Source organism: Microbacterium wangchenii (assembly GCF_004564355.1).
GTDB classification, from domain to species: domain Bacteria; phylum Actinomycetota; class Actinomycetes; order Actinomycetales; family Microbacteriaceae; genus Microbacterium; species Microbacterium wangchenii.
Map to the genome: position 1 here is coordinate 3,101,136 of NZ_CP038266.1, position 23,083 is coordinate 3,124,218.

The 23,083-nt window shown below is 69.9% G+C and carries 24 protein-coding genes; 10 read left to right on the forward strand and 14 right to left on the reverse strand.

Features of this window, described 5'->3' with window-relative positions:
- From E4K62_RS15055 to E4K62_RS15080, 6 genes are all read right to left on the reverse strand, one after another.
- Complete coding sequence (locus tag E4K62_RS15055) at positions 1-1,437, reverse strand: GH1 family beta-glucosidase (RefSeq protein ID WP_135068839.1); 1,437 nt, start codon at positions 1,435-1,437, stop codon at positions 1-3.
- The gene (gene yicI / locus E4K62_RS15060) at positions 1,434-3,665 is read right to left on the reverse strand and encodes an alpha-xylosidase (protein ID WP_135068841.1); all 2,232 of its coding nucleotides are present in this window, start codon (positions 3,663-3,665) and stop codon (positions 1,434-1,436) included. Before yicI ends, E4K62_RS15055 begins: the two co-directional genes overlap by 4 nt.
- Positions 3,665-4,579, reverse strand: coding sequence for a carbohydrate ABC transporter permease (locus tag E4K62_RS15065; protein WP_135068843.1), 915 nt, complete (start codon positions 4,577-4,579; stop codon positions 3,665-3,667). Before E4K62_RS15065 ends, yicI begins: the two co-directional genes overlap by 1 nt.
- A gap of 11 nt (positions 4,580-4,590) precedes the next feature.
- Positions 4,591-5,562, reverse strand: coding sequence for a carbohydrate ABC transporter permease (locus tag E4K62_RS15070; RefSeq protein ID WP_135068845.1), 972 nt, complete (start codon positions 5,560-5,562; stop codon positions 4,591-4,593).
- 104 nt (positions 5,563-5,666) lie between these two features.
- Positions 5,667-6,977 carry an ABC transporter substrate-binding protein gene (locus tag E4K62_RS15075; RefSeq protein WP_135068846.1) on the reverse strand — a complete coding sequence of 437 codons (1,311 nt, stop codon included), beginning with the start codon at positions 6,975-6,977 and terminating at the stop codon, positions 5,667-5,669.
- Between the two features lie 117 nt (positions 6,978-7,094).
- Entirely contained in the window at positions 7,095-8,120 is a 1,026-nt protein-coding gene (locus E4K62_RS15080) for a LacI family DNA-binding transcriptional regulator (protein ID WP_135068848.1), read from the reverse strand.
- Between the two features lie 526 nt (positions 8,121-8,646).
- Between E4K62_RS15080 and E4K62_RS15085 the strand changes: the two genes are divergently transcribed.
- Genes E4K62_RS15085 through E4K62_RS15110 form a run of 6 tightly spaced genes read left to right on the forward strand, consistent with a single transcriptional unit; the run spans position 8,647 to position 12,065 of the window.
- Positions 8,647-9,357 (forward strand): winged helix-turn-helix domain-containing protein, encoded by a 711-nt coding sequence (locus tag E4K62_RS15085; RefSeq protein ID WP_135068850.1) that lies wholly within the window; start codon positions 8,647-8,649, stop codon positions 9,355-9,357.
- Positions 9,358-9,415: 58 nt separating this feature from the next.
- Positions 9,416-10,405, forward strand: coding sequence for a DNA-3-methyladenine glycosylase family protein (locus E4K62_RS15090; protein WP_135068852.1), 990 nt, complete (start codon positions 9,416-9,418; stop codon positions 10,403-10,405).
- Positions 10,406-10,445: 40 nt separating this feature from the next.
- The gene (locus E4K62_RS15095; protein ID WP_135068854.1) at positions 10,446-10,859 is read left to right on the forward strand and encodes a VOC family protein; all 414 of its coding nucleotides are present in this window, start codon (positions 10,446-10,448) and stop codon (positions 10,857-10,859) included.
- Between the two features lie 26 nt (positions 10,860-10,885).
- Positions 10,886-11,107 (forward strand): hypothetical protein, encoded by a 222-nt coding sequence (locus tag E4K62_RS15100; RefSeq protein WP_135068856.1) that lies wholly within the window; start codon positions 10,886-10,888, stop codon positions 11,105-11,107.
- A gap of 8 nt (positions 11,108-11,115) precedes the next feature.
- Positions 11,116-11,715, forward strand: a complete 600-nt coding sequence (locus tag E4K62_RS15105; protein ID WP_167747808.1) for a DMT family transporter — start codon at positions 11,116-11,118, stop codon at positions 11,713-11,715.
- On the forward strand, positions 11,598-12,065 hold the full coding sequence (locus tag E4K62_RS15110; protein WP_167747809.1) for a DMT family transporter: 468 nt from the start codon (positions 11,598-11,600) through the stop codon (positions 12,063-12,065). Before E4K62_RS15105 ends, E4K62_RS15110 begins: the two co-directional genes overlap by 118 nt.
- On the opposite strand, the gene sigJ is transcribed toward E4K62_RS15110, so the two are convergent.
- A complete protein-coding gene (gene sigJ, locus E4K62_RS15115; RefSeq protein ID WP_240742715.1) occupies positions 12,049-12,930 on the reverse strand; it encodes an RNA polymerase sigma factor SigJ in 882 nt (293 codons plus the stop codon). The genes E4K62_RS15110 and sigJ overlap by 17 nt on opposite strands.
- A gap of 141 nt (positions 12,931-13,071) precedes the next feature.
- Here sigJ and E4K62_RS15120 point away from each other — a divergent pair, with 141 nt between their 5' ends.
- The gene (locus tag E4K62_RS15120; RefSeq protein WP_308195152.1) at positions 13,072-13,812 is read left to right on the forward strand and encodes an SDR family oxidoreductase; all 741 of its coding nucleotides are present in this window, start codon (positions 13,072-13,074) and stop codon (positions 13,810-13,812) included.
- Between the two features lie 9 nt (positions 13,813-13,821).
- Here the strand turns inward: E4K62_RS15120 and E4K62_RS15125 are convergent, their stop codons facing one another.
- The 3 genes from E4K62_RS15125 to E4K62_RS15135 all read right to left on the reverse strand — a co-directional run bounded on the left by E4K62_RS15125 (position 13,822) and on the right by E4K62_RS15135 (position 15,718).
- Entirely contained in the window at positions 13,822-14,655 is an 834-nt protein-coding gene (locus tag E4K62_RS15125; RefSeq protein ID WP_135068862.1) for an aldo/keto reductase, read from the reverse strand.
- Between the two features lie 62 nt (positions 14,656-14,717).
- Complete coding sequence (locus E4K62_RS15130; protein ID WP_135068864.1) at positions 14,718-15,281, reverse strand: GNAT family N-acetyltransferase; 564 nt, start codon at positions 15,279-15,281, stop codon at positions 14,718-14,720.
- Positions 15,278-15,718 (reverse strand): GNAT family N-acetyltransferase, encoded by a 441-nt coding sequence (locus E4K62_RS15135; RefSeq protein ID WP_135068866.1) that lies wholly within the window; start codon positions 15,716-15,718, stop codon positions 15,278-15,280. The genes E4K62_RS15130 and E4K62_RS15135 overlap by 4 nt, the downstream gene beginning before the upstream one ends.
- A gap of 129 nt (positions 15,719-15,847) precedes the next feature.
- Between E4K62_RS15135 and E4K62_RS15140 the strand changes: the two genes are divergently transcribed.
- Complete coding sequence (locus tag E4K62_RS15140) at positions 15,848-16,429, forward strand: sugar O-acetyltransferase (RefSeq protein WP_135068868.1); 582 nt, start codon at positions 15,848-15,850, stop codon at positions 16,427-16,429.
- Here the strand turns inward: E4K62_RS15140 and soxR are convergent.
- Positions 16,419-16,886, reverse strand: a complete 468-nt coding sequence (gene soxR, locus E4K62_RS15145; RefSeq protein WP_338036956.1) for a redox-sensitive transcriptional activator SoxR — start codon at positions 16,884-16,886, stop codon at positions 16,419-16,421. The genes E4K62_RS15140 and soxR overlap by 11 nt on opposite strands.
- A gap of 31 nt (positions 16,887-16,917) precedes the next feature.
- Here soxR and E4K62_RS15150 point away from each other — a divergent pair, with 31 nt between their 5' ends.
- Positions 16,918-17,751, forward strand: coding sequence for an SgcJ/EcaC family oxidoreductase (locus E4K62_RS15150; protein ID WP_135068872.1), 834 nt, complete (start codon positions 16,918-16,920; stop codon positions 17,749-17,751).
- 61 nt (positions 17,752-17,812) lie between these two features.
- Complete coding sequence (zapE, locus tag E4K62_RS15155; protein ID WP_135068874.1) at positions 17,813-18,835, forward strand: cell division protein ZapE; 1,023 nt, start codon at positions 17,813-17,815, stop codon at positions 18,833-18,835.
- Positions 18,836-19,189: 354 nt separating this feature from the next.
- Here the strand turns inward: zapE and E4K62_RS15160 are convergent, their stop codons facing one another.
- From E4K62_RS15160 to E4K62_RS15170, 3 genes are read right to left on the reverse strand one after another with little or no spacing between them, the layout of a single operon-like run.
- Entirely contained in the window at positions 19,190-20,431 is a 1,242-nt protein-coding gene (locus E4K62_RS15160; protein WP_135068876.1) for a M20 family metallo-hydrolase, read from the reverse strand.
- Entirely contained in the window at positions 20,431-22,080 is a 1,650-nt protein-coding gene (locus tag E4K62_RS15165) for a thiamine pyrophosphate-binding protein (protein ID WP_167747810.1), read from the reverse strand. Before E4K62_RS15165 ends, E4K62_RS15160 begins: the two co-directional genes overlap by 1 nt.
- Positions 22,077-23,078, reverse strand: coding sequence for a dimethylarginine dimethylaminohydrolase family protein (locus E4K62_RS15170; RefSeq protein ID WP_135068880.1), 1,002 nt, complete (start codon positions 23,076-23,078; stop codon positions 22,077-22,079). Before E4K62_RS15170 ends, E4K62_RS15165 begins: the two co-directional genes overlap by 4 nt.
- Positions 23,079-23,083 lie beyond the last annotated feature (5 nt).

Consider the following 23,083-nt stretch of genomic DNA (forward strand, 5'->3'; position numbering starts at 1 on the left):
TCAGTCCGGCAGCACGCCCGTGCGGGCGAGCTCGGAGTACCAGCGGCCGCTGTCCTTCACTGTGCGCTCGAGGGAATCGAAGTCCACGCGCACGATCCCGAACCGCTTGGAGTAGCCGTAGCCCCACTCGAAGTTGTCCAGCAGCGACCACACGAAGTATCCCCGCAGGTCCACGCCCTGAGCCATCGCCCGGTGGGCGGCGGTGAAGTGGCGGCGCAGGTAGTCCAGGCGATCGGGATCGGGCACGGAGCCGTCCTCGGCGACGACGTCGTCGAACGCGGCGCCGTTCTCGGTCACCATGAGCGCCTGGCCGGGGAACTGGTCGCGCAGCGAGAGCAGCAGCTCCTCCAGGCCCTCGGGGGCGATGTTCCACCCCATCGCGGTGTACGGCCCGGGCTGCTCGAGGAACTCCACGACCCCGTCGCTGCCCGGCCACGCGGTGCCGCCGTCGGCGGCCTTGTGCCCGTCGTTGTTCTGCTTCGGGGAGACGCCGTCCCACATCTGCACCGTGACGGTCGAGTAGTAGTTCACCCCGAGCACGTCGATCGGCTGGTGGATGGCGCCGAGGTCCCCGTCCTTCACGAACGACCAGTCGGTGACGGATGCGGTGTCCTCGAGCAGGTCCGCAGGGTACTCCCCGCGCAGCATCGGGCCGGTGAAGGCGCGGTTGGCGAGGGCGTCGACGCGACGGATCGCCTCGGCGGCCTGGTCGCCCCTGCCCCGCGGCACGTGGAAGTTGAGCGTCACGGAGTACTCCGGGTCTCCCGTGGAGGTCGCCCGCAGCGCTTGGAGGGCGCGGCCGTGCGCGAGGTTGAGGTGGTGGACGGCGGCCAGCGCCGCGGCGGGTTCGTGCCGCCCGGGCGCGTGCCCGCCCTGCCCGTAGCCGAGGTAGGCCGAGCACCAGGGCTCGTTGAGGGTGGTCCAGGTGTGGATGCGGTCACCGAGCGCCGCGCCGACCACCTCCGCGTAGCGTTCGAACGCATCCGCGGTCGCGCGCACGGGCCATCCACCGGCGTCCTCCAGCGTCTGCGGCAGGTCCCAGTGGTACAGCGTCGCGACGGGGCGGATGCCGCGTTCGAGCAGTCCGTCGACCAGGCGGGAGTAGAAGTCGAGGCCCGCCTGGTTCACCGGCCCGGTTCCGGTCGGCATGATGCGCGGCCACGCGATCGAGAAGCGGTACGCGCCCAGCCCGAGGCCGCTCATGAGGTCGAGGTCGGCCTCCCACCGGTGGTAGTGGTCGCACGCGACGTCACCCGTGTCGCCGTTCCAGACCTTGCCCGGGGTCTTGCTGAACGTGTCCCAGATGGAGGGCAGGCGACCGTCCTCGGCCGCGGCGCCTTCGACCTGATACGACGCCGTGGCGGAGCCGAAGGTGAAGCCCTCGGGGAAGACCAGGCCGCTGTCGCGGTAGTCGGCGTTGCCGGTGGACGTGCTCATCGGGTGATCTCCGAACGGTCGGCGGTCAGGAGGACGCTCCGGCCGTCGGGGGTCGTGACGCGCACCTCGGCGATGCCTTCGCCGCCGGGGAACACCCGGAGACGCAGACCGTCGAGGTAGTCGTAGTCGGGCCGGTCGGTGCGCGCTCCCCAGGGGATCACGGCACCGGGACGAACGTACACCGGGATGCTGTCGAATCCGTGACGCTCGCGACGCCAGCGTCCGCCGGTCACGGTCTCACCGATGAGCAGCTGCGTCCATTCGCCCTCCGGCAGGTAGAACTCGACGTCGCCGTCGGCGGAGAACACCGGCGCCACGAGGAGGTCGGAGCCGAGCATGTACTGCCGGTCGAGGTATGCCGCCGCCGGGTCGTGCGGGAACTCCAAGGCCATCGGGCGCATGACGGGCACCCCCGTCTCGGTCGCATCCAGGCCTGCTTGATACAGGTAGGGCATGAGGCGCATCTTGAGGTGCGTGAAGGTGCGGGTGACCTCCACGGCCTCCTCGTCGAACTGCCACGGCACCCGGTACGACTGCGATCCGTGGAGTCGGCTGTGGGTGCCGAGCAGGCCGAACGCGGTCCAGCGCTTGAACACGGCGGGGTCGGGGGTGCCCTCGAATCCGCCGATGTCGTGGCTCCAGTGCGCGAACCCGCTCATCGCCAGCGACAGGCCACCGCGCAGCGTCTCGGCCATCGACGCGAAGGTCGACGTGGAGTCGCCGCCCCAGTGCACCGGCATCGTCTGACCCCCCGCTGTCGCCGACCGGGCGAACAGCACCGCCTCGCCCTCTCCGCGCGCCTCGACGAGCACGTCGTACACGGCCTGGTTGTACAGGTGGGTGTACAGGTTGTGCATGCGGTCGGGGGCGCTGCCGTCGGCGTAGACGACGTCCAGCGGGATGCGCTCGCCGAAATCGGTCTTGAAGCAGTCCACGCCCTGCGCCACGAGGGCGCGCAGCTTGTCCTGGTACCAGCGCGTGGCGCCGGGGTTGGTGAAATCCACCAGGCCCATGCCCGCCTGCCACAGGTCCCACTGCCACACCGATCCGTCAGCGCGCTGAACCAGGAATCCCTGCTCCGCCGCCTCGGCGAACAGCGGCGACGCCTGGCCGATGTAGGGGTTGATCCACACGCTGACGCGCAGATCGCGCTCGTGCAGGCGCTGCAGCATCCCGTCGGGGTCGGGGAAGACCCGCGGATCCCACTCGAAATCGCACCACTGGAACTCCCGCATCCAGAAGCAGTCGAAGTGGAACACCGACAGCGGCAGCTCGCGGGCGGCCATCTCGTCCAGGAACGATGAAACGGTGGCCTCGTCGTAGTCGGTCGTGAAGCTCGTGGACAGCCAGAGCCCGTACGACCACGCCGGCACGACGGGGGCGCGGCCGGTCAGCTCCGTGTACCGCGAGAGCACGTCCTTGGGAGTCGGGCCGTCGATGACGAAGTACTCCAGCGCTTCGCCGGGCACGGAGAACTGCACGCGCTCGACCGCTTCGGAGCCCACTTCGAACGACACGTGACCCGGATCGTTCACGAGCACGCCGTAGCCGCGGTCGGACAGGTAGAAGGGCACGTTCTTGTACGCCTGCTCGCTGGAGGTGCCGCCGTCGGCGTTCCAGATGTCGACGGTCTGGCCGTTCTTCACGAGGGGACCGAACCGCTCCCCCAGTCCGTAGACGAGCTCGCCCACACCGAGGTCGAGCTGCTCGTGCACGAAGGTGCGCGAGCGCCCGGCGGGACTCCCCGTGCGCGCGTTGCCGACGATGCCGGGATCCACCTGCGCGTCGGGGGTGAGCGTGATGTACCCCTGCGACTTGTGGCCGCTCGCGGTGAGCGGGCGCCCGTCCGAGCGGAAGGACAGCGACCACGGGGCGCCCGGGGTCACGTGCGCCTCGAGCGAGCCGGTGCGAAGCCGCGCGCCCGCGTCGTCGATGGAGAAGGATGCCGCGCCTGCGACCGTACCCGGGAGCGCGAACGACAGTCCGCGGCCGGCGCCGGAGTGGTGCTCGATCCGCACGCGCACGACTCCCTCCAGCGGAGAGGAGAGCGTCACCGTGAGCACGGGGCGGTTGAGGGTGTCGCCCCGCCGCTCGATGACCTTCGTCGGGGCGATCACCCGGATGCCGGTCCCATCGACCGTGCCGGTCTCGCGGATGTCATAGGCCTCTTGCGAGTACAGGGCGGTGACGCCCGGTCGCAGCTGCCAGAAACCATCGGTGAACTTCATTACTTGACTGCTCCTGCGGTGATGCCGCGCGTGAGGGTGCGCTGGAAGATGAGGAAGAAGAGAAGGGTGGGGATGAGGCCCAGCAGCGCCGACGCGCTGGTGGTCGTCACATCCATCAGGCGGTCCCCTTGCAGGACGCTGATGGCCACCGGCACGGTCTGGTTCTCGTTGGAGACCAGGAAGGTCAGCGGGATGAGGAACTCGTTCCACGTCCAGATGAAGAAGAAGATGACCAGGACCGAGAGCGTGGGACGGCTGATCGGGAAGATCACGCGCCACAGGATCTGCCAGCGGGTCGCGCCGTCGATCGCGGCGGCCTCGAGCACCTCTCGGGGGAAGGTGCCGTACACCGAGGACAGCAGGTAGGTGCCGAAGGCCGCCTGGATGACGGTGAAGACGATGATCACCGACCACACGTTGTTGTACAGCCCGACCTCGCGGAACATGTAGTAGAGCGGGTACAGCAGCGCCTCCTGCGGGAGCAGGTTGGCCAGGAGGAACAGCAGGACGATCCACGAGCGCCCGCGCACCCGCCCGATCCCGATGGCGAACGCGTTGAGCACCGAGATGAGCACCGCCAGGAGCGCCACCATCCCGGCGATGAAGAAGGAGTTCCACACCTTCTGCGGGAAGTTCACGCGCTCCCAGAACGCGATGATGCCGTCGAAGTTCAGCGCGGTCGGCAGGGCCAGCGGCCCGCCGTTGGAGTAGTCAGCGGGCGATTTGAACGAGTTGATGAGGATCAGGTAGAACGGCGCGATGATGACGATGGCTGCCACGATCGCGAAGGCCAGCAGCAGCCAGTCCACACCCCGCCTCTTCGTCATGCCGCCGCGCCCCTTTGCGCCGCGGCGCCGGACGCCGCCTCCCTCGAGGTCTGCGGGGCGGCCCTTCGTCGCCGTGGTCACGGTCATCGTGGCGGCTCTCACAGTCCCGCCCTTTCCTTGCGCTCCGCGCGGTTCTGCGCGCGGATGAACAGAATCGACACGATCGCGATGACGATCGTCAGCGCCGTGGCGATCGTCGCGCCGTAGCCCACCTGCTGGGACTGGAAGAACTCGCTGTAGGCGTAGTACGCGGGCACGATCGTCGAGGTGCCCGGCCCGCCGCGGGTCAGGACGTACACCGGGCCGAAGACCTTCAGGGCGGCGATCGTGCACGTGAGGGTGACGACGTAGATCTCGGGGCGGATGATGCTGACGGTGATGGCTCGGAAACGCTGGAGCCAGTTCGCGCCGTCGAGTTCGGCCGCCTCATACAGTTCCGGATCGACGCGCTGCAGCGCGGCCATGAACACCACGACGGGGTAGCCGATCTGGATCCAGACGAGGACGACCATGATCGCCCCCAGCGCGGTGTCGGGCGAGCCGAGCCAGTTGTGGGTGAGGAACCCCAGGCCGGCGCCTTCCAGGATGGAGTTGAGCGCGCCGTCCTGCGGGCGCAGGATCCACCCGATGACGATGCCGGCGATGGCGGCGGGAAGGATCTGCGGCAGGTAGTACGTCGCGCGCAGGAAGCTGGCCAGCCGGCCGCCGAACTTGCGCCCGATCACGTCGAACAGCAGCGCGGCCAGGACGAGCCCGATGAGGGTCGGGAAGACCACCATCGCGACGATCATCCAGATGCTGTTCCCGAACGAGGTCCAGAACTTGCCGTCGCCCAGCAGCTCGATCCAGTTCTCCAGACCGATGAACTCGGGGGGACGGATGCCGCGCCAGTCGGTGAAGCTCAGGTAGATGTTCCACACCAGTGGGATGACGATGATGACGGTGGCCAGGACCAGCCCGGGCACGAGGTAGAGCCAGTAGCCCGCGGTGCCGCCGCGGCGCTGCGGGATCAGGGGCTCCTCGGGCGGGAGTTTGGTCCGCGCGGGGCGGACGAAGGGAACAGCGGACATCGCCGGCTCCTCGGACGTGGGTGGTGCCGCGATCGCGGCGTGGAGGGCGTGAGCCCGGGTGGTGCGGGTGGCCCTCCGCCGTGACGGCGGGCCACCCGTGTCGGTCAGCGGAAGTCGTCGACGTAGGAGTCGTACTCCGCGCCGAGGGCCTCCTGGACCTCGGCGGCCGACTTGGTCCCGTTGACGAGCTCCTGCAACTCGGCCACGAGGGCGTCGTAGAAGGTCGGCGTGGGCCAGTCGGGGTAGAACGCCAGACCGTCCTGCTCGTTGACCGCGTTGAAGGCCTGAATGAGCTCGAGGCTCTTCTCGTCGGTGATGTCGGCCTCATCCGCGGCGACGGGCAGGCCGCCGTTGTTGCCGATGAGCGCCTGGATCTCCGGCCGCATCGTGATGTCGATGAACTCGTAGGCGAGGTCCTTGTTCTGAGCCCGCTCGGGGACGACCCACAGGTTGCCGGACGAGCCCAGGCTCAGGTCGCTGCCGGGGAAGGGGAACAGACCGAAGTCGAAGCCCTCGATCTCGTCGACGAATCGCCCGTACCACCAGCTGCCGGAGACGAAGATCGGGGCGGTGCCGTTGATGAAGGACACGCCCGCATCCTCGGCCTTCTGGCCGGTGACGTCCGGGGAGAAGTAGCCCTTGTCGGCGTACTCCAGCACCGTCTCGGTCGCGTAGGAGACCTCGTCGCCGGCCCAGTCGACGGGGTTCTCGTACAGCTGGTAGTCGTTGACCCACTGCCGGTCGGCCTGGCTCAGTGCCAGCTGATACCACAGCTGTCCGAGGGGGTACTCGAGGCCCGCTTCGGCCAGCGGCGTGATGCCCTGCGCCTGGAAGGCGTCCAGCACGGCGATGAACTCGTCATAGGTCTCCGGAACCTCGAGCCCAGCGGAGGCGAAGGCGTCCTTGTTGTAGTAGACCGTGACGAACTCGCCGTAGTTCGGCACGCCGTACCACGCGCCCGAACCCATCACGCCGTCCTCGTCGTAGCGCGCGGTGGTCTGCAGCGCGGGGGCGAGCATGTCGTCCCATCCGTGTTCGTCCACGGCGTCGCTGATGTCGGCGAGCAGGCCCTGACTGGCGAGGAAGCCGGCCGTGGCGTTGCCCTTGTTGAACTCCATGAGGTCGGGGGCCTCATCGGAGTTGAGCACCTGGCTGGCGGTGGAGCGGATCTGCTCGAAGCTGCGCTCCTCGAACTCGACCGTCGCGCCGGTCTCCTCCTCGAAGACCTCGATCGCTTCGGCCCACGCGATGCCCATCGCGCTGTTGTCGCCCTCGTAGTGCCACAGCGTCAGGGTGTCGCCGTCGCCTCCCCCGCCCGAGCCGCCGCCGGAGCACGCGGAGAGGGCGAGCGCCGCGATCGTCGCGGTGCCGACGGCCGCAGCGACGCGTCGTGTCTTTCGGATGTTTCGTGCCATCGTCGGCACTCCTTTCTTGAGAGCCCGAGTGATCGGGCCGGTGATCGGGAACTGCGGAGGGTGGTGCTGTCGAAGCGCTTCGATAACGGACATGGGACGGCCGGTTCAGGGAACGGATCAGGAGGAGGCGGGACCAGCCGGGCGACGCAGCGACCCGTGGCCGACATAGGTGGGAGGGATGAGGTGGAGCCCCGGCTCGGGGCGGTCGGCGCCGAGCGAGCGCATCGCGAGCTCGACGGCGAGGTCGCACGACGCCTGCGGGATCAGCGGAATGGTGTCCACCGCGGTGGGCAGGGCGGCGGTGTCGAAACTCGATCCGACCGCCACGACGGAGATGTCGGTGGGGACCGACAGGCCCCGCTCGGCCAGTTCGTCCAGCGCCGCTGCGTGGGCTTCCTGCGCGCAGTGCAGGATGAGCCCGGTGACCCCGGCGTCCACGAGCTCCCGCACGCCGCGGCGCGTGGCAGCCGGGTCGACCATCACGGCGCCGGAGGAGCGGAACATCAGCGACAGCGACCGTTCGGCGGCGCGTCGCTCGGCCGCGACGCGGACGCGCGGCGGGAAGTTGGAGGACCGATAGGCGATATCGGTCTGACCGACGAGGGCGATGCGCTCGTGTCCGGCGTCGGCGAGCGCGTCCACCGCCATGGCGGCTGCCGTCTCGAAGTCGAGATCGACGCACACCAGCCCGTCATTGTCGTCGGGAACGCCGATGAACACGGAGGGCGTCGCGATGGCGCGCGCCAGGGGAACGCGGGGGTCGTCGGGAGCGACATCCAGCACCAGGATGGCGTCCACCAGGCCGCTGGAGGCGACCCTGCTCATGCCGGCTCGGGCTTCTTCGTCGGTGAGGAGAAGGATGTCGTACCCCTGGCGCCGCGCCGCGACGGCGGTGGCCAGCACGAAGGCCATGTGCGTGGGAGCGTGGGTGTCGGTGCGCAGCGGCTCGGTCAGGGCGAAGATGTGGGTGCGGTCGCCGGCGAGCATGCGCGCGCCCGCGTTGGGGCTGTAGCCGAGCTCACGCACGGCCTTCTCGATCCGCTCGCGCGTGTCCTTGGCGACCGGGCGCTTGCCGCTGAGCGCGTAGGAGACGGTGCTGATGGAAACGCCGGCGGCTTTCGCCACCTCGTCGATCTTCGCCATCCGGACTCCATCGTCAGCGGCTGCCGCCGCGGCTTCGCGTGTCGAAGCGCTTTCGGGAAGCGCTTCGACCGACACAGTAAAGGACTCGATCGCGCGAGGGCAAGACCTTTGCTGGAGATCGCAACAAAAAGGCGGGACCCTCGCCTGCGCCACGCAGCGGCTGAGCGGTCACACGACGTCATATTCGCGCCCGCACGGCGACACATTTGACGCACGGCGACGCATTCGGACATAATCGGCCCCATGACGGATCACGCGCGTTCTCTGTCCGCCTGGGAGGCGAACGGGACTGCCGGCATGATGATGGCCGGCCGCGCGACCTCGTGTCGAATGTGTCGCTGACTCGGTGACCCCGCCCGACGCCCGCTTGCGCTTCTGAGCGCGCGAGCACGCGTCCCCAGCATCCCGGCACCCGCGTCGATCACGCGTCCCCGGATGCTCCATCCCTGGCCATCGCGGCCCGCTCTCCCGCATTCGAACCGCGCTCTTCCCGCGCCGGTTCCCCCTTCTGAGGACAGCCATCATCATGTCTACTCCCGCCCTGCTCGACCGTCCCGCTCCCACCCGCCACCTCCGTGCGGTCCCCACTCCCGCACCCGAGCCCGCCCCCGGCGCGGCGCGACACCTCCCCCCGGGCACCGCGCCGCGCGGATTCGCCCTGTACGTCGGCATCGACGAAGCCAAGGCGGCAGCCGATGGCGTGAGCCTGGGCGTCCTCGTCGAGGCCCTCCGCCGCACGCTCGCCGACCTCGCCCCCAGCGCCCAGACCTACGCCACGGTCGCGCTGGCCCCCACCGGGGCCGGCGGACGGGACGTCGACGTCGTGCGCCTCGCCCTGCACGAGCCCTCGGCGGTCGCCCGCACCAAGCAGGAGCCCGAGGACGCCGATGACCTCGCCGGCGGCGTCGTGGTGGACATCTCCCGCAAGCGCGTGCTCATCGACGGCGAATCGGCCGCCTTCACCTTCAAGGAGTTCGAGTTGCTGCAGTACCTCGTCCTGCGCGAAGGCCGCACGATCGACCGCAGCGAGCTGGTCGCGTCCCTGTGGCAGAACCCCGCCGACGACGACGCACCCGGCGAGCGCACCATCGATGTGCACGTCCGACGGCTGCGCGCCAAGCTCGGGCGCTTCGAAGACATCGTGCGCACCGTCCGTGGCGTCGGCTACCGCTTCGACCGGCACGCCGACGTCACGATCCGCTTCGGCCATGGCACCCCCTCCCCCGACCGGGTCTGACCCGCGACGCGGGCCAGGCACCCAGGAGGATGTCGAGAGCACGACGTAGGGTGGCGGCATGAGGCCGACAGGAGTGCGCGTACGGGCGTCCGCCCCACCGCGCGCCCCGCGCGATCCGCGTCCGTCCTCCCCCGCGCCACGGGAGACGGTCTACCGTCCGCGTCACCCGCTCGACCTGGCGCGCGCGGTGCTCGCGCAGCGCCACGGCGCGCACGATCCCGCCATGACGACGGCCGGCGGCGTCATCTGGCGCGCGAGCCGGACACCGGAGGGCATCGCGACCCTGGCGTTGCGCGAGGGTCCCGGCGGCACCGTGCGCGGTGCGGCGTGGGGCCCGGGCGCCGAGTGGGCCCTCGCCCAGCTCCCCGACCTCTGCGGAGCCCGGGACGACCCGGGCGACTTCGACCCGTCGCGCCACGCGCTCATCGCCGAGGCCCACCACCGCCACCCCGGACTGCGGATCGGTCGCACCGACCGCGTCTTCGATTCCCTGGCGAGCGCGGTCATGGAGCAGAAGGTCACCGCACTGCAGGCCTTCTCGGCGTGGCGCCGCATCCTCACGTGGTGCGGCGAGCGCGCGCCGGGCCCGACGCCCCGCCCGATGTTCGCGCCGCCGGACCTGGACGGCTGGCGCCGCATCCCCTCCTGGACGTGGCACCGCGCGGGCCTCGAGCCCCCGCAGTCGCGCACGATCGTCGACGCCGCCGCCCGGGCGGACTCCCTCGAACGCGCGAGCATCGCCGCCGCCGACGCAGCGGCCCGCGAGGCGGTGCTTACGAGTGTGCGCGGCGTGGGGGTGTGGACGAGCGCCGAGACCCGCATCCGCGCGTTCGGCGACCCGGACGCGGTGAGCGTGGGCGATTACCACCTCGCGCACCACGTCGGATACGCCCTGACCGGCCACCGCGTGGACGACGACGGGATGCTCGAGCTCCTCGCCCCCTGGGCGGGGCAGCGTCAGCGGGCCATCCGCCTCATCTACGCCAGTGGCGTCATCGAGCCGCGGCGCGGGCCGCGCGTGCACCCCGAGGACCACCGGGCCCGATGACCGCGGGGCGGATGTCGGCACCCCGGAGCACACTGCCCTCATGTCCACGACACTGAACCCCTACCTGTCCTTCCGCGACACCGCGCGCGCTGCGATGGAGTTCTACCGCTCCGTCTTCGGCGGCGAGCTCGCGATCGACACCTTCGCGGCGTACGACATGGGTCAGGACCCCGCCGAGAACGATCTGGTGATGCACGCCCAGCTGGACACCCCCGGGGGGTTCACCCTCATGGCCTCGGACACGCCGCGGTCGCTGCCCTACGCTCCTCCGGCAGGGTTCGCGGTGTCGCTCAGCGGGGACGACGACTCGGAGCTCGAGGGCTACTGGCATGCGCTCAGCGACGGCGGCGCGATCACGATGCCGCTCGAGACGCCGCCGTGGGGCGGCCGATTCGGCATGCTTACCGACCGCTTCGGCGTCGACTGGATGGTCTCGATCGCACCGCGGAACTGACCCGGCGCAGGCTCTAGGCTGACCGTATGTCCGAACCCCGCACCGGCTGGCCACGCGGCCGCACCCAGTGGATCCTGGGCACGATCCTGCTCGTGGCCCTGGGCGTGCTCTTCGGGATGGTGTTCGGGAACGTGTGGCTGGGCGTCGTCCTGAGCGCCGTCATCTCGATCGGCTGGCTCCTCGCGTACGAGTCGTGGCGCGGACGCAATTCCGGCGTCAACGACCCCGACCGCGGCGTCGAACTCTGAGCCCGCCGGTGGCGGCGCGCGGGTGGCCGATCGCGGCGATCGGGGCGTCGGTGATCCTGTGGTCGTTCGCCTACGTGCTGTCGGGCTGGGCCCTGGAGACCGGATCGCCCGCCGTCCTGTCGGTGAGTCGCTTCGGTCTCGCACTCGTCGTGCTCATTCCTCTCGCCGTGCGGCGCCCCGCCTTCGTGCGCACGCTGCGTCAACCCCGCACGATCCTGCTGGGCCTCACCGGCGTCACGCTCTACTACTCCCTCGCCAACATCGGCCTGCTCTTCACGACCCCCGGCACGGCGGCGCTCGTGGTCTCGCTGCTGCCGGTGCTCACGGCGATCGCCGCCGTCGTGATGATCGGGGAACGGCTGTCGTTGCGTACGGTCATCGGCCTGATCCTGGCCTCCCTCGGCGTCGCCCTCGTCGCCGCATCCGGATTCCGCTTCGACCTCGGCGTCGTGTTGAACATCGGGGCGCTGGCAGTTACGCCGTCTACACGGTGCTGCTGCGTCGCGACGGGGGGCGACCGGATGCTCCGGACGCGCTGTCGCTGGCCACCGCCACCGGCGTGTGGGGCACCGCGCTCATGCTGCCCTGGCTGGGCTGGGAGGCGGTGACGGGCACGATCGCCGTGCCCTCTGATGCACGCGGACTCCTCAGCATCCTCATCCTCGCGCTCGTGGTCACCGCGCCCACGCTGGTGCTGTTCAACTACGGCGCCGAGAGGGTGCCCGCTGCCATCTCCGGCGTCTCGACCGCTGCCATCCCGGCGTTCGGGTACGCTTTCGCCCTCGTCCTGGGCGAGCCGCTGGACCCGGTCAAGGCGATCGGCGGCGCCGTGGCCCTCGCCGGGGTGGTCATCGCGACACTCGCGACGCCCGGGGCGGAACCGAGTCCACCCGGATCGGGATTGCCCGAACCCGCCGAGCTGGCCCCGGACGAACCGGACGTCACGCCCAGAGGGTGAGCTTCGCGGGGTTGACCATGATCCACACGTCGGTGACCCGGCCGCCTTCGACGCCCGCCGTCCACACGCTGTGCACCTGCCCGCTCGCCGTGCGCGCGAGGAACCCGAGGCCGTCCGGCGTCGCGACCGGCTCGAGGACGGTCCCGGGCTGAAGATGCGGGAGCCCGAGCAGGAACCGGGCCACCCGGTCAGCGCCGAGCACGGGTCGCCGCGCCGCCGACACGACTCCGCCGCCGTCGGAGTGCAGCACGACATCGGGGGCCAGCACGCTCACGACGGCGTGGTAATCGCCGGTCAGCGACGCCACCGCGAACGCCTGCACGAGGGCGTCGTGGTGTTCGCGCGAGGCCATCCGCGCGCGCCTGTCCCGGATGTGACGCCGTGCGGAGGACGCCAGCTGGCGCGTGGCCGCCTCGGATCGGCCGATGGCGGCGGCGATCTCGGCGAAGCTCAGATCGAACACGTCGTGCAGCACGAAAGCCACGCGTTCGGCGGGGGTCAGGGCCTCCAGCACCAGCAGCAGCGCCGTGCTCACGGCGTCGTTGCGCACCGACACGTCCAGTGGGTCTTCGCCCGAGCGGGCCCCCGTCACCAGATCCGAGTGCGCCGGCACCGGCTCGGGCAGCCACTCCCCGACGTAGTGCTCGTGCCGCATGCGCGCAGAGCCGAGCACGTCCAGGCACACGCGGCCGACCGTGCGCCCGAGCCACGCGCCGGGAGAGCGGATCGCGGCCCGGTCGTCCTCGGGCATCCGGAACCAGCGCGCATAGGTCTCCTGCACGGCGTCTTCGGCGTCGGCGACGGTGCCCAGCATCCGGTACGCCATCGCCGTCAGTTGCGACCGCTCCGTCTCCACGTCGAACACGTCCCGCGCCTCCCCGCCTCAGCGTAGGGCAGCGCGAACCTCACGTTCGCGCATGCTGCATCGTCGGGAGGGTATGAACCGGATCGTGCAGCAGACAGGTCGGATCGTGCGGGAGAGGAGCGGACAGCGGTGAGGATCGCGGTGGCCGGGGGTACCGGCGCGGTCGGACGCCATGCCGTCGCGGCGTTGCGTGCGGCCGGACACGAGCCGGTGGTGATCTCGCGCGGCAGGGGCGTCGACGTGCGGAGCACCGCAGGGCTGGATGCGGCGCTGGAGGGCGTGGATGCGGTGATCGATGCGCTCAGCGTCGAGACGCTGGACGGCGCGGAGTCGGTGGAGTTCTTCCGCGAGACGACGCAGAACCTCCTCGCCGCAGAGGCACGGGCGGGAGTGGGGCATCACGTGGCCCTCTCCATCGTCGCGATCGACCACGCCCCGTTCGGGTACTACGCCGGAAAGGTCGCGCAGGAGGAGCTCGTCGGAGTCGGCGAGATCCCGTGGACGATCCTCCGGGCGGCGCAATTCCACGAATTCGCCGCGCAGATGTATGACCGCGCGAAGGTCGGACCGCTGCGCGTCGCGCCGCGGATGCGGACGCAGCCGGTCGCCGCGCGCGAGGTCGGTGACGCCCTGGCTGCGATCGCGGTCGCGAGCCCGGCGGGGCGGGTTCCTGATCTCGCCGGCCCGCGTGAGGAGAGCCTTGTGCGCATGGTGCGGGCTTACGCCCGCGCGATCGGTTCGCACGGGTGGATCCCCGCGGTGCCGGTGCCTGGGGCCTTCGGCCGCGCGCAGCGCGACGGATCGCTCCTGCCCGACGCCTCCGCCACGCTCGGACGCGAGACGTTCGATCAGTGGCTCGCCGGGCTCCGCCCGCCCAGGTGAGGCGAGGGGCTACATCTCCTCGTGCGTGTCTGGGTCGGCGTCCCACAGGCGGCCCCGGCGCAGCCCGGAGAGGGCGTCGACCTCGTCGGCGGTGAGCTCGAAGCCGAACACGTCGGCGTTCTCCCGTTGCCGCTGCGCGTCGCCCGATTTGGGGATGGGCGTGGAGCCCGCCTGCACGTGCCACCGCAGCACCGCCTGGGTGGGCGTCACGCCGTGGGCCTCGGCGACCTCTTTCACGACCGATTCGCCGAGCAGCTCGCTGCGGCGCGCGAGCGGGCTCCAGCTCTCGGTGCGGATGCCGAGTTCGGCGTGCACGGCGCGCAGCTGGTCTTGCGGGAAGTACGGATGCAGCTCCACCTGGTTCACCGCCGGCACGACGCCGGTCTCCTCGACGAGGCGGCGCAGCATCGGCTCGGTGAAGTTCGAGACCCCGATCGAGCGCACCGACCCCGCTGCCCGCAGGTCGATCATCGCCCGCCAGGTGTCGACGTACTTGTCGACGCTGGGGTTCGGCCAGTGGATGAGGTACAGGTCGATGCGATCCAGGCCCATCGCGTCCAGGGACCGCCGTGCGCTGGCCGTCGCCTCGTCGTAGCCGTGGTCACGGCCGGGGATCTTGGTCGTGACGAGGATCTCATCGCGCGGGATGCCGCTGCGGCGGACCGCCTCGCCCACCTCGGCCTCGTTCTCGTAGTTCACGGCCGAATCGAGCAGGCGGTAGCCCGCCTCCAGCGCGGAGACCATCGCGGTCACGCCCGCTTCGCCGCGCAGGTTGTAGGTGCCAAGCCCGAGCTCGGGGAAGGCGGTGCCGTCGTTGAGGGGAACGCTGGGGATGCCTGGCATGCGCCCATCCTCCCCCGGGTACGACACGGGCGCGCCGCGGTTGCGCCCCCGGGGCCGAGCCGCTAGCCGTCAGCGCGTGCGCCTCCGGCTGCCGGCGCCACGAGCTCGAACAGCTCGCACGTCGTGTCGTAGTACCGGTCGGTCGGGCCGAGCGCGCGCATCCCGATGCGGCGGCACACGCCCTGCGAGGCGACGTTGGCGGGGTTCGTCACCGCGACGATGCGCGGGATCCCGGCCGCCCACGCCTCCGCCAGCACCGCGGCGGCGGCTTCCGCAGCGTACCCGGAGCCCCACGCGTCGGGATGCAGGTGCCAGCCGATCTCGATGTCTTCGGGCTTTCCCGGTGCCGCAGCATCCGCAGACCAGGGGATGCGCTTGAGCAGCAGGACCCCCAGCCGGTCACCGCGGTGGGTCGTGATCGCCCGGACCCCGAGCGCGCCGTCCTCCAAGCTCGCCCACCTGCCGACCAGGGCGCGAGCCTCAGCCGGGTCGGTCAGCACGCGCGGATTCCGTCCGAGGTAGCGCTGGACCTCCATCCGCGAGTACATGTCGAAGACGAACGCGAGATCGTCCGCATCCGTCGTGAACGGGCGCAGCGTCAGCCGCGCGGTCTGCACCGGGGTCATGATCTCCTCATCGGGATGTGCGGGATGCCGTCCTCCTCGAACGGCTCGCCCGAGCGGACGAAGCCGAAGCGGGCGTACCAGTCCTCGAGCTGCATCTGCGCGTCCAGGGCGATGGGCAGGTCCGGCGCGAGCTCGGCGCACCGTGCCACGGCGGCGCGCATGAGGTCGCCGGCGTACCCGCGCCCCCGCGCCGGCGCGGCGGTGGCCACCCGCCCGATGCGCATTCCGCCCTCGTCGCGGAGGATCCGCAGTGTCGCGGCGACCTCCGGTCCCTCCGCGATCCACATGAGTTCGGCTCCCCGCTCGATGTCGCGCCCGTCGATCTCGGGATAGGCGGCCTCCTGCTCGACGACGAAGACGCTCACCCGCAGCCACAGGATGCGGTAGAGCGTGATCGGGTCGATGTCGGCGACGGCTGCTCGGTGGATCTGAGGCACCCGATGACATTACCGGCCTCACGCGGGCGCCGCGCGCCGCGGATGGGGGTGGGCACATTCACCGTCATCGCCGGTGGAATCCGATGAAGGCCGTGTCTGAATGAGTCGGTCGTGGGTGAGAATCCCCCCATGGAACTCCACGACCTTCTCGAGGCGCTCGATGCCGGCACCACCATCACCGGCGACTCGCCACTGCACCGCGTCATGCACGACGTCAGTCAGGAAGCGCTGCGGATCACCGGGGAGCTCAACAGCGGCTACCACGAACCGGCACGGGTACGCGAACTGCTGTCGCAGCTGACGGGGAAGGACGTCGACGAGTCGGTGACGGTGTTCCCGCCATTCTCCGCCGACTTCGGCAAGAACATCACGCTGGGCAGGCGCGTGTTCATCAACTCCGGATGCCGATTCCAGGACCAGGGCGGCGTGTTCGTGGGAGACGACTGCCTCATCGGGCACAACGTCGTGTTCGCCACGCTCAACCACGACCTCGATCCGAGCCGTCGAGCAGACATGCACCCGTCACGGATCGTCGTCGGCCGCAACGTCTGGCTCGGCGCGAACGTCACCGTCCTGCCCGGCGTCACCATCGGGGACAACGCCGTCGTGGGCGCGGCATCCGTTGTGACGAAGGACGTAGCCGAGAACTCGATCGCCGTGGGCTCGCCGGCGCGAGTGGTCCGCGTGCTGACCGATCAGGTCACGGGATGAGACGCCGGGCGCCCGGCCCCTGCTCCCCCATCGCATCACCCGGATTCGTGTACGGGCAGGCTGTGAGGGAGAGACACCCGCAGCCGATGCAGTTCGCGAGGTTGTCACGCAGCGCCTCGAGGCGCTCGATGCGCTGATCCAGGTCGGCACGCCACATCCGGGCGATCCGGGCCCAATCGCGTTTGGTGGGCGGCTGCTCGTGGGGCAGCTCGTCAAGGGCCTGCTTGATCGTCGCGAGCGGGATGCCGAGGGTCTGGGATGCGCGGATGAAGCCGATGACGCGCAGCGTGTCGCGGCGGTACTCGCGGCGGTCGCCGGCGGTGCGCCGGCTGGTGATGAGCCCGAGGCGCTCGTAGTAGTGCAGCGTCGAGACCGCGACGCCCGCGCGCTGGGCCACTTGTCCTGGTCTCAGCCAGACAGCGTCTTCCGGGATGTGCGCCATATCTTCCCTTGACATCAAGTGGACTTGATGAAGTGGACTCTAGGACATGAGCCCGATCGAGTCACCCGCGACCGCAGCATCCAGGGACGCCGACCGCCTCACCGAGCTCGTCGCCGCCATCCAGCGCACGCAGCGGGCGGAGGACGTCGACGGCTTCCTCGCCCTGTTCGCGACCGACGCCGTGTGGGTGAATGGGGCCGGCGGGCGCCTGCTCGGGGTCGAGGAGATCGCCGACTTCACCCGGAAGGCGCTGCCCGGCGGGATGGCCGGGCAGTCGGTCCGCTACGACGTCACCGATGTGCGCTTCCCCGCACCGGACGTCGCCATCGCGAGCGTGGATCAGGAGTACCTGACCGCCGATGGGCAGTCGTTCTCGCCCCGGCGCGAAGGAAGGCCGACCTACGTGTGGGCGCGGCGGGACGGGGACTGGCGCATCGTGCACGGGCAGAACACCGGCGTGATCCAGCCGGCCGACGAAACGATCGCGCCCGGGGACGCGGCCACCCTCCGCGACATCGTCGCGAACGTCGAGAGGGGCTTCAATGAGAACGATGCCGAGCTCTTGATCCGCGACATCGCACCGGATGCACGGATCGTCAACGCGGTCGGCGCGGAGCTCATCGGACGCGAGGAGATCGAGACGTCCACCCGGAAGGCCCTCCTGCGGGCGCATCTGCGCGACGCGACGGCGCACTACCGCCTGGACGGGATCGTGCTGCTCGCGCCCGACGTGGCGGTGGCGCACAAGCGGGCGTGGTCGACCGCGGAAGCCGCAGACCGTGGCGATGCCCCCGAGATGACGGCCCTCTATGTCTTCGCCCGGCGCGACGGCCGCTGGTGGATCCTCCGCCGGCAGAACACGCTCGTCGCCGCCGCGTGAATCCGGCGGGCGACCCAGCGACGATTCGGCCGAACCGCTGGTCGCATGGCACGCTCAACGAGTGCGACCGGAGAACGCGCTCGTTGCGGGCGTCGAGAACGCGGCAGAGCGTGGTGGCTTCGCTCTGGATGCAGCTCAACGGGCGTTACTCGAGCGGTTGGCGACTCTCGGCGCAGATGTCGATCGCGGCCCCTTGCGGCGATCGTCGCCGCGCAGCCTCTACATTCACGGGGACGCTGGGCGAGGCAAGTCCTGGCTCGCTGACGCCTTCTTTGCGGAGCTCCCGCTGGCTCAGAAGACGCGCGTGCATTTCCATGGGTTCTTCGACGAGCTGCACCGCAGCATCCACGGTCACCGAAGCGAAAGAGACGCCGTCGAACGCGCGATCGACGACATCACCGGGAACAGCCGCCTGCTCTTCTTCGACGAGCTCCACGTCCACGACTCCGGCGACGCACGGCTCCTCACCCGCTTGCTCGATCACGTCTTCCAGCGCGGTCTTGCCGTTCTCGCGACGTCGAACTACGCCCCGGACGATCTGCTCCCGAATCCGATCTGGCACCACATCTTCGAGCCGGGCATCGCGCTCATCAAGACGCACATGGACGTGTGGAACCTCACGGGTCCCATCGACTACCGCACTGTCAATCGACAGCACGGCCGCGGCTTCGCCGCCGGCACCTGGACACCGGAGCCCGCCGGTTCCGGTGCACCTGAACAGCGGGCCCTCGCCATCGTCAAGGGGCGATCATTCACGGTGACGTCAGTCGACGGCGGCGAGCTGGTCGCATCATTCGACCAGCTGTGCTCGACAACGACGTCGACGGTCGAGTACCTGGACTGGGCGCGATGCTTCTCCCGGTGGGTCATCACCGACATACCGCCCTTCGGAGCAGTCGACGCCGAGGCTCAGCAGCGCTTCATCAACCTCATCGACGTGCTGGTGGACGCCGACATACCCGTGCGTTTCTCGTCGACGGTCGATCTGTCCGGTTTCCTCGCGGACGCATCCAGACGGCCCGATGCCATCCGAATGGCAAGCCGCCTCCAACTCCTCGACACCGCTTCCCGATCGCGCGCCTGACCGCTCATTCTCGGCCGGGGACAGGTCATGTCCTCGTTCGTTCCTAGCGTCCTCGTGGTGTGGCTCACTTGAGCCAGCACACGGGGGAACACCATCACCCGGTGGACTGACGTGAGCGACCGCGGCGGGCACTTCCCCTCGCACCTCGGGGCATCATCACCCCGTCGAAAGAATCACAGAAAGATAACGGCGGGGTCTTCCCTCCCGTTATCTTCTCGTTATAGAGTGCTCGCACGGTAGTTGTTTTGCTGTGGCAGCTACCGGACATGTGATTGCAGGACACTCTTGGTGCAAGGGAACAGGGCCGGTCGGAAGCCTCTCCGACCGGCCCTTACTCTTGCCCGACCGCGCGTCTCAGCTCAGGGCTCCACAGACCAGGCGACGCAACACCTCCGTGGTCGCCTCGACGCCTGCGAGCAGGTCGGCGTCGGTGGTGTACTCGTTGACATTGTGCGAGACGCCGTCGACGCTCGGGACGAAGAGCATCACCGTCGGGGCGATGTCCTTCATGTTGGTGGAGTCGTGCCCGGCGATCGTCAGGACGCGAGCGTGCGGAAGCCCCATCTCTGACGCGACCGATCGGGCGAGCGCCAGCCCCGCCTCACCGTACGGGTTCCGGTCCCACGCGTGCTCGGCGACGATCTCGATGCCGACCCGGTCCTTCGCCGCGATGCGCTCCATCTCGGCCATCAGGGCGGCAGTCGCAGCGGCGAGCACCTCGGCGCTCTCCGAACGCAGATCGAGCAACAGGCGCGCCTCACTGGCCACCACGACCGGGGAGTTCGGGTAGACGTGCAGCTCGCCGACGGCGGTGTGCAGCATCCCCTCGGGGAACCGCTCGACCAGGTCGCGAGCGGCCACGACGAGGCGAGAGGCCGCCAGCAGCGCGTCACGGCGGTCGCGCATCAGCGCGGACCCGCTGTGGGCCTGCTCACCCGTCACGCGGATCTCGAACTTGTGCGCGCCCCACGTCGCTTCGACCAGACCGATCGTGATGCCGTTCTCAGCCATCGCCCGGCCCTGCTCGACGTGGATCTCCAGGTACGACGCGACTTCCGGCGCGACCGCGTCGCCGCGTTCGCCGATTCCCTCGAGGGCCTCCCGTACGGTCACCCCATGCCTGTCGACGGTCGCCAGCGCGTCTTCGAGACTGAGCTTGCCGGTGAACACGGAGCTGCCCATCATCGAAGGTTTGAAACGCGAACCCTCCTCGTTGAACCAGTTGACGACCGCGATGTTGCGCGTGGCCTCTCCCGTCTCCCGAAGCGAGCACGCCGTGCGAATCGCGGCGTGGGCGGAGGCCAGCACACCGTAGGCCCCGTCGAACCGTCCCGCGGTGGGCTGCGAGTCCAGGTGCGAGCCAGTGAGCACATACGGAGCGCCGGGGACGAGCTCGCACAGGGCGAACTGGTTGCCGATCGCATCGCGGTGCACCGTGAAACCTTCCGATGTCAGCAGCGCATCGAGCCATCGCCGTTGCTCGCCGTCGGGCTCCGTCGCAGCCTGACGGTCGACCCCCGTCGTTCCGGCCACGGCGCCGAAAGCGCTCAGTGCGCTCCAGTCGTCGAGGAAGGCCTCTTCATGCGACACGCCCATCACCGATCTCCTTCTGCGGCCTCGCGCCACTCGAGGGCCCGGAAGTCCTCCGCCGCGATACGGATGACCGTCGGTGCGTCCCGGGTGAGAGCGTCGGCGACTGCCGCCGTCAGTTCGTCCGGCGTCCGGACGGCGGCGTAGGCGCAGTGGAATCCCGCGGCGAGCGCTGCGTAGTCCGGCGCGTCCAGGTCGACGGCGATCGGTTCCACACCCGCCGCCTCCATGTTGGCGCGGATCTCGGCATAGCCACCGTTGTCGAACACGACGACGGGAAGGCCGAGTCGCAGTGCCCGCGCCGTGGCGAGCTCCTGGATGCTGAACATCAGCGCCCCGTCCCCCAGGAGTGCGACCACGCCCGCGCCCGGCGCAGCGAGGGAGGCACCGATGGCCGCGGGCAGCCCGTAGCCGAGCGTCGCGTAGCCGTCGGTGGTGAGGAATCGGCGCGGGGCGTCGAGCACCGCCGTCTGCACCGTTCCGAGCCATGAGATCTGCGAGCTGTCGCCGGTGAGGACCGCGGGGCGGTCACCCGTGCCCGCGACGACGGCACGGTGGAGCACCGCCCACTCCCGCCGCGCTGCACGGCCTCGTGCCGCCGATCCCGCCCGCACCTCGGCGAGCCACTCCTCGGACGCCCGCACCCCGTCGATCTCCTCCATCGCGAGGAGCGCGGACAGGACGGCGCGCACGTCGCCGAGGATCGGCACGTCGGCCGCCCGATGCTTGTGCAGCTGCGCTGCATCCAGGTCCACCCGCACGACGCGGGCGCTCTCCGCGATCCCGGCATGCTTGAGCTCGGTGCCCAGCGCGATGACCACGTCCGCACGCGTGCCCGGCGGGTAGCCGCCGGACCCGCCCGCGAAGGCCCCGGCCGACAGCTCGCTCCGCTCATCCAGGACACCTTTGCCGGCGAGCGTGGTGACGACAGGTACCCGCGTGTGCTCGGCGAACCGGGTGAGCTCGGCCGAGGCGCCGATCGACCCGCCGCCGGCGATCACGAGGGGACGTTGCGCTCCGGACAACAGCGCGACGATCTGCCCGATGTCGTCCATCGACGCCTGGCCAGGTCCACCCGACCACGAGACCACCTCGATGGTCGGCACCACTTCGCCCATGAGATCGGTGGGGATCTCGATGTGGACGGGGCGGGGACGCGCCGTACGCCAGTCGAGGAACGCCTGGTTGATGGCCTCGACGACCGCCGCCTGGGACTCGACGCGCACGCTGCGAGCGGCGAAGGCGTCCAGCCCTGCGCGCTGATCCTTCGCCTCGTGGAGCAAGCCCAGATCGCGCCGCTCGGCGCCGCGCGGGGCGCCCGGCGAGATCACGAGCAGGGGAACGCTGTCCGCGTACGCATTGGCGATGCCGGTGATGCAGTTGGTCGCGCCGGGGCCGCTGGTCGCGATCACGACGCCCGGCCGCCCACTGACTCGCGCGTATCCGTCCGCCGCATAGGCGGCCCCCTGCTCGTGGCGGGTGAGCGCGTGCGCGATGCCGTACCGGCGCAGCCCGCGGTACAGCTCGATGTTGTGCGTCCCGGGGATGCCGAACACCTGCTCCACACCGTTGGCGCGCAGGCACCGGACCGCGAACTCCCCGATGGTCTCGGTGAGGCCGCCGCTCTCGGAAGCCCCTCTTTCGGCGATGCTCACTGCCAGTCGCGAACGAGTTCGGTGGTGGAGCAGTGGATGTTGCCGCCGTTGTTGATGATCTCGTCGTAGTCGATCATCACGATCTCGAAACCGCGGCGGCGCAACATCTCGGCGGTGTGGGGGTAGATGGAGGCCATGATGATGCGTCCGGGTCGAACCATGAGGGAATTGCACGAGTTCTGCTCGTCGGGGTGCGGGTGCACGATGTCGTACCCGAGCTCACCGAGCTGGGCGATGAACTGATACGGCAGGCGGTGCGGGTTCGCCATGACGGTGTGATCGTCGAGCACCATGAATTGGCCGTCGGTGTGAATGGTGTACCCGGGCAGGGGGACCGTGATGAGCGTGATCCCGAGCGGCTTCAGCAGGCTCTCCAGCTGGCGCGCACCTTCCTCGTTGCACCGGATGGAGGTGCCATATACCGCAAGGTCCTTGCGCAGCATGTGGAAGGAGCCACCCTCCAGCAGTCCGGTGCCGGTGATCGTGCCGAGGATCGGCATCCCGAGGGCAGCGATGGACTGTGTCACCGAGGCCTCTTCACCGCGCCGCATGCGAGGGGCGAGGCGGCCGATGATGGCACCGCCGGGGACGGTCAGCAGCGGGTCGCGGGCGTAGACGGATTTGGTGAAGGTGCGTGGCAGCTCGGGGGCGATGATCACCTCGACCCCTTCGGCCTCCAGTGCGGCGATCAGCTGGTCGTGCTGTTCGTAGACCCTCGACATGTCCGGCGGGGTCGCGCGCTTGTAGTACCAGTTCCGGTCGGGGTCGACGAGGGCTTGCGCCTCGTCGCTCCACGCATCGGCGCGGATGTCGCCCATGCCGGGGTTGGGACGGCGGACCAGGACGGTGCGCAGCACGCTCGTCTCATCGCCGCGGCCCCAGCGGCGGCCCCAGTTGCGCTCCAACTCCTCGGGGACGCTGAAGCCCGGCTCGGGCTCGGGGCCGAGCAGCTTGTGGAAGTAGTTCTCTGCGGGACCGTAGAAGTCGCCGTTGGCCATGGGAA

Coding starts and splice junctions, on each gene's coding strand:
- E4K62_RS15055 (WP_135068839.1), bottom strand. CDS start 1,437: ATGAGCACGTCCACCGGCAACGCCGACTACCGCGACAGCGGCCTGGTC.
- yicI (WP_135068841.1), bottom strand. CDS start 3,665: ATGAAGTTCACCGATGGTTTCTGGCAGCTGCGACCGGGCGTCACCGCC.
- E4K62_RS15065 (WP_135068843.1), bottom strand. CDS start 4,579: ATGACCGTGACCACGGCGACGAAGGGCCGCCCCGCAGACCTCGAGGGA.
- E4K62_RS15070 (WP_135068845.1), bottom strand. CDS start 5,562: ATGTCCGCTGTTCCCTTCGTCCGCCCCGCGCGGACCAAACTCCCGCCC.
- E4K62_RS15075 (WP_135068846.1), bottom strand. CDS start 6,977: ATGGCACGAAACATCCGAAAGACACGACGCGTCGCTGCGGCCGTCGGC.
- E4K62_RS15080 (WP_135068848.1), bottom strand. CDS start 8,120: ATGGCGAAGATCGACGAGGTGGCGAAAGCCGCCGGCGTTTCCATCAGC.
- E4K62_RS15085 (WP_135068850.1), top strand. CDS start 8,647: ATGTCTACTCCCGCCCTGCTCGACCGTCCCGCTCCCACCCGCCACCTC.
- E4K62_RS15090 (WP_135068852.1), top strand. CDS start 9,416: ATGAGGCCGACAGGAGTGCGCGTACGGGCGTCCGCCCCACCGCGCGCC.
- E4K62_RS15095 (WP_135068854.1), top strand. CDS start 10,446: ATGTCCACGACACTGAACCCCTACCTGTCCTTCCGCGACACCGCGCGC.
- E4K62_RS15100 (WP_135068856.1), top strand. CDS start 10,886: ATGTCCGAACCCCGCACCGGCTGGCCACGCGGCCGCACCCAGTGGATC.
- E4K62_RS15125 (WP_135068862.1), bottom strand. CDS start 14,655: ATGCCAGGCATCCCCAGCGTTCCCCTCAACGACGGCACCGCCTTCCCC.
- E4K62_RS15130 (WP_135068864.1), bottom strand. CDS start 15,281: ATGACCCCGGTGCAGACCGCGCGGCTGACGCTGCGCCCGTTCACGACG.
- E4K62_RS15140 (WP_135068868.1), top strand. CDS start 15,848: ATGGAACTCCACGACCTTCTCGAGGCGCTCGATGCCGGCACCACCATC.
- soxR (WP_338036956.1), bottom strand. CDS start 16,886: ATGTCAAGGGAAGATATGGCGCACATCCCGGAAGACGCTGTCTGGCTG.
- E4K62_RS15150 (WP_135068872.1), top strand. CDS start 16,918: ATGAGCCCGATCGAGTCACCCGCGACCGCAGCATCCAGGGACGCCGAC.
- E4K62_RS15160 (WP_135068876.1), bottom strand. CDS start 20,431: ATGGGCGTGTCGCATGAAGAGGCCTTCCTCGACGACTGGAGCGCACTG.
- E4K62_RS15170 (WP_135068880.1), bottom strand. CDS start 23,078: ATGGCCAACGGCGACTTCTACGGTCCCGCAGAGAACTACTTCCACAAG.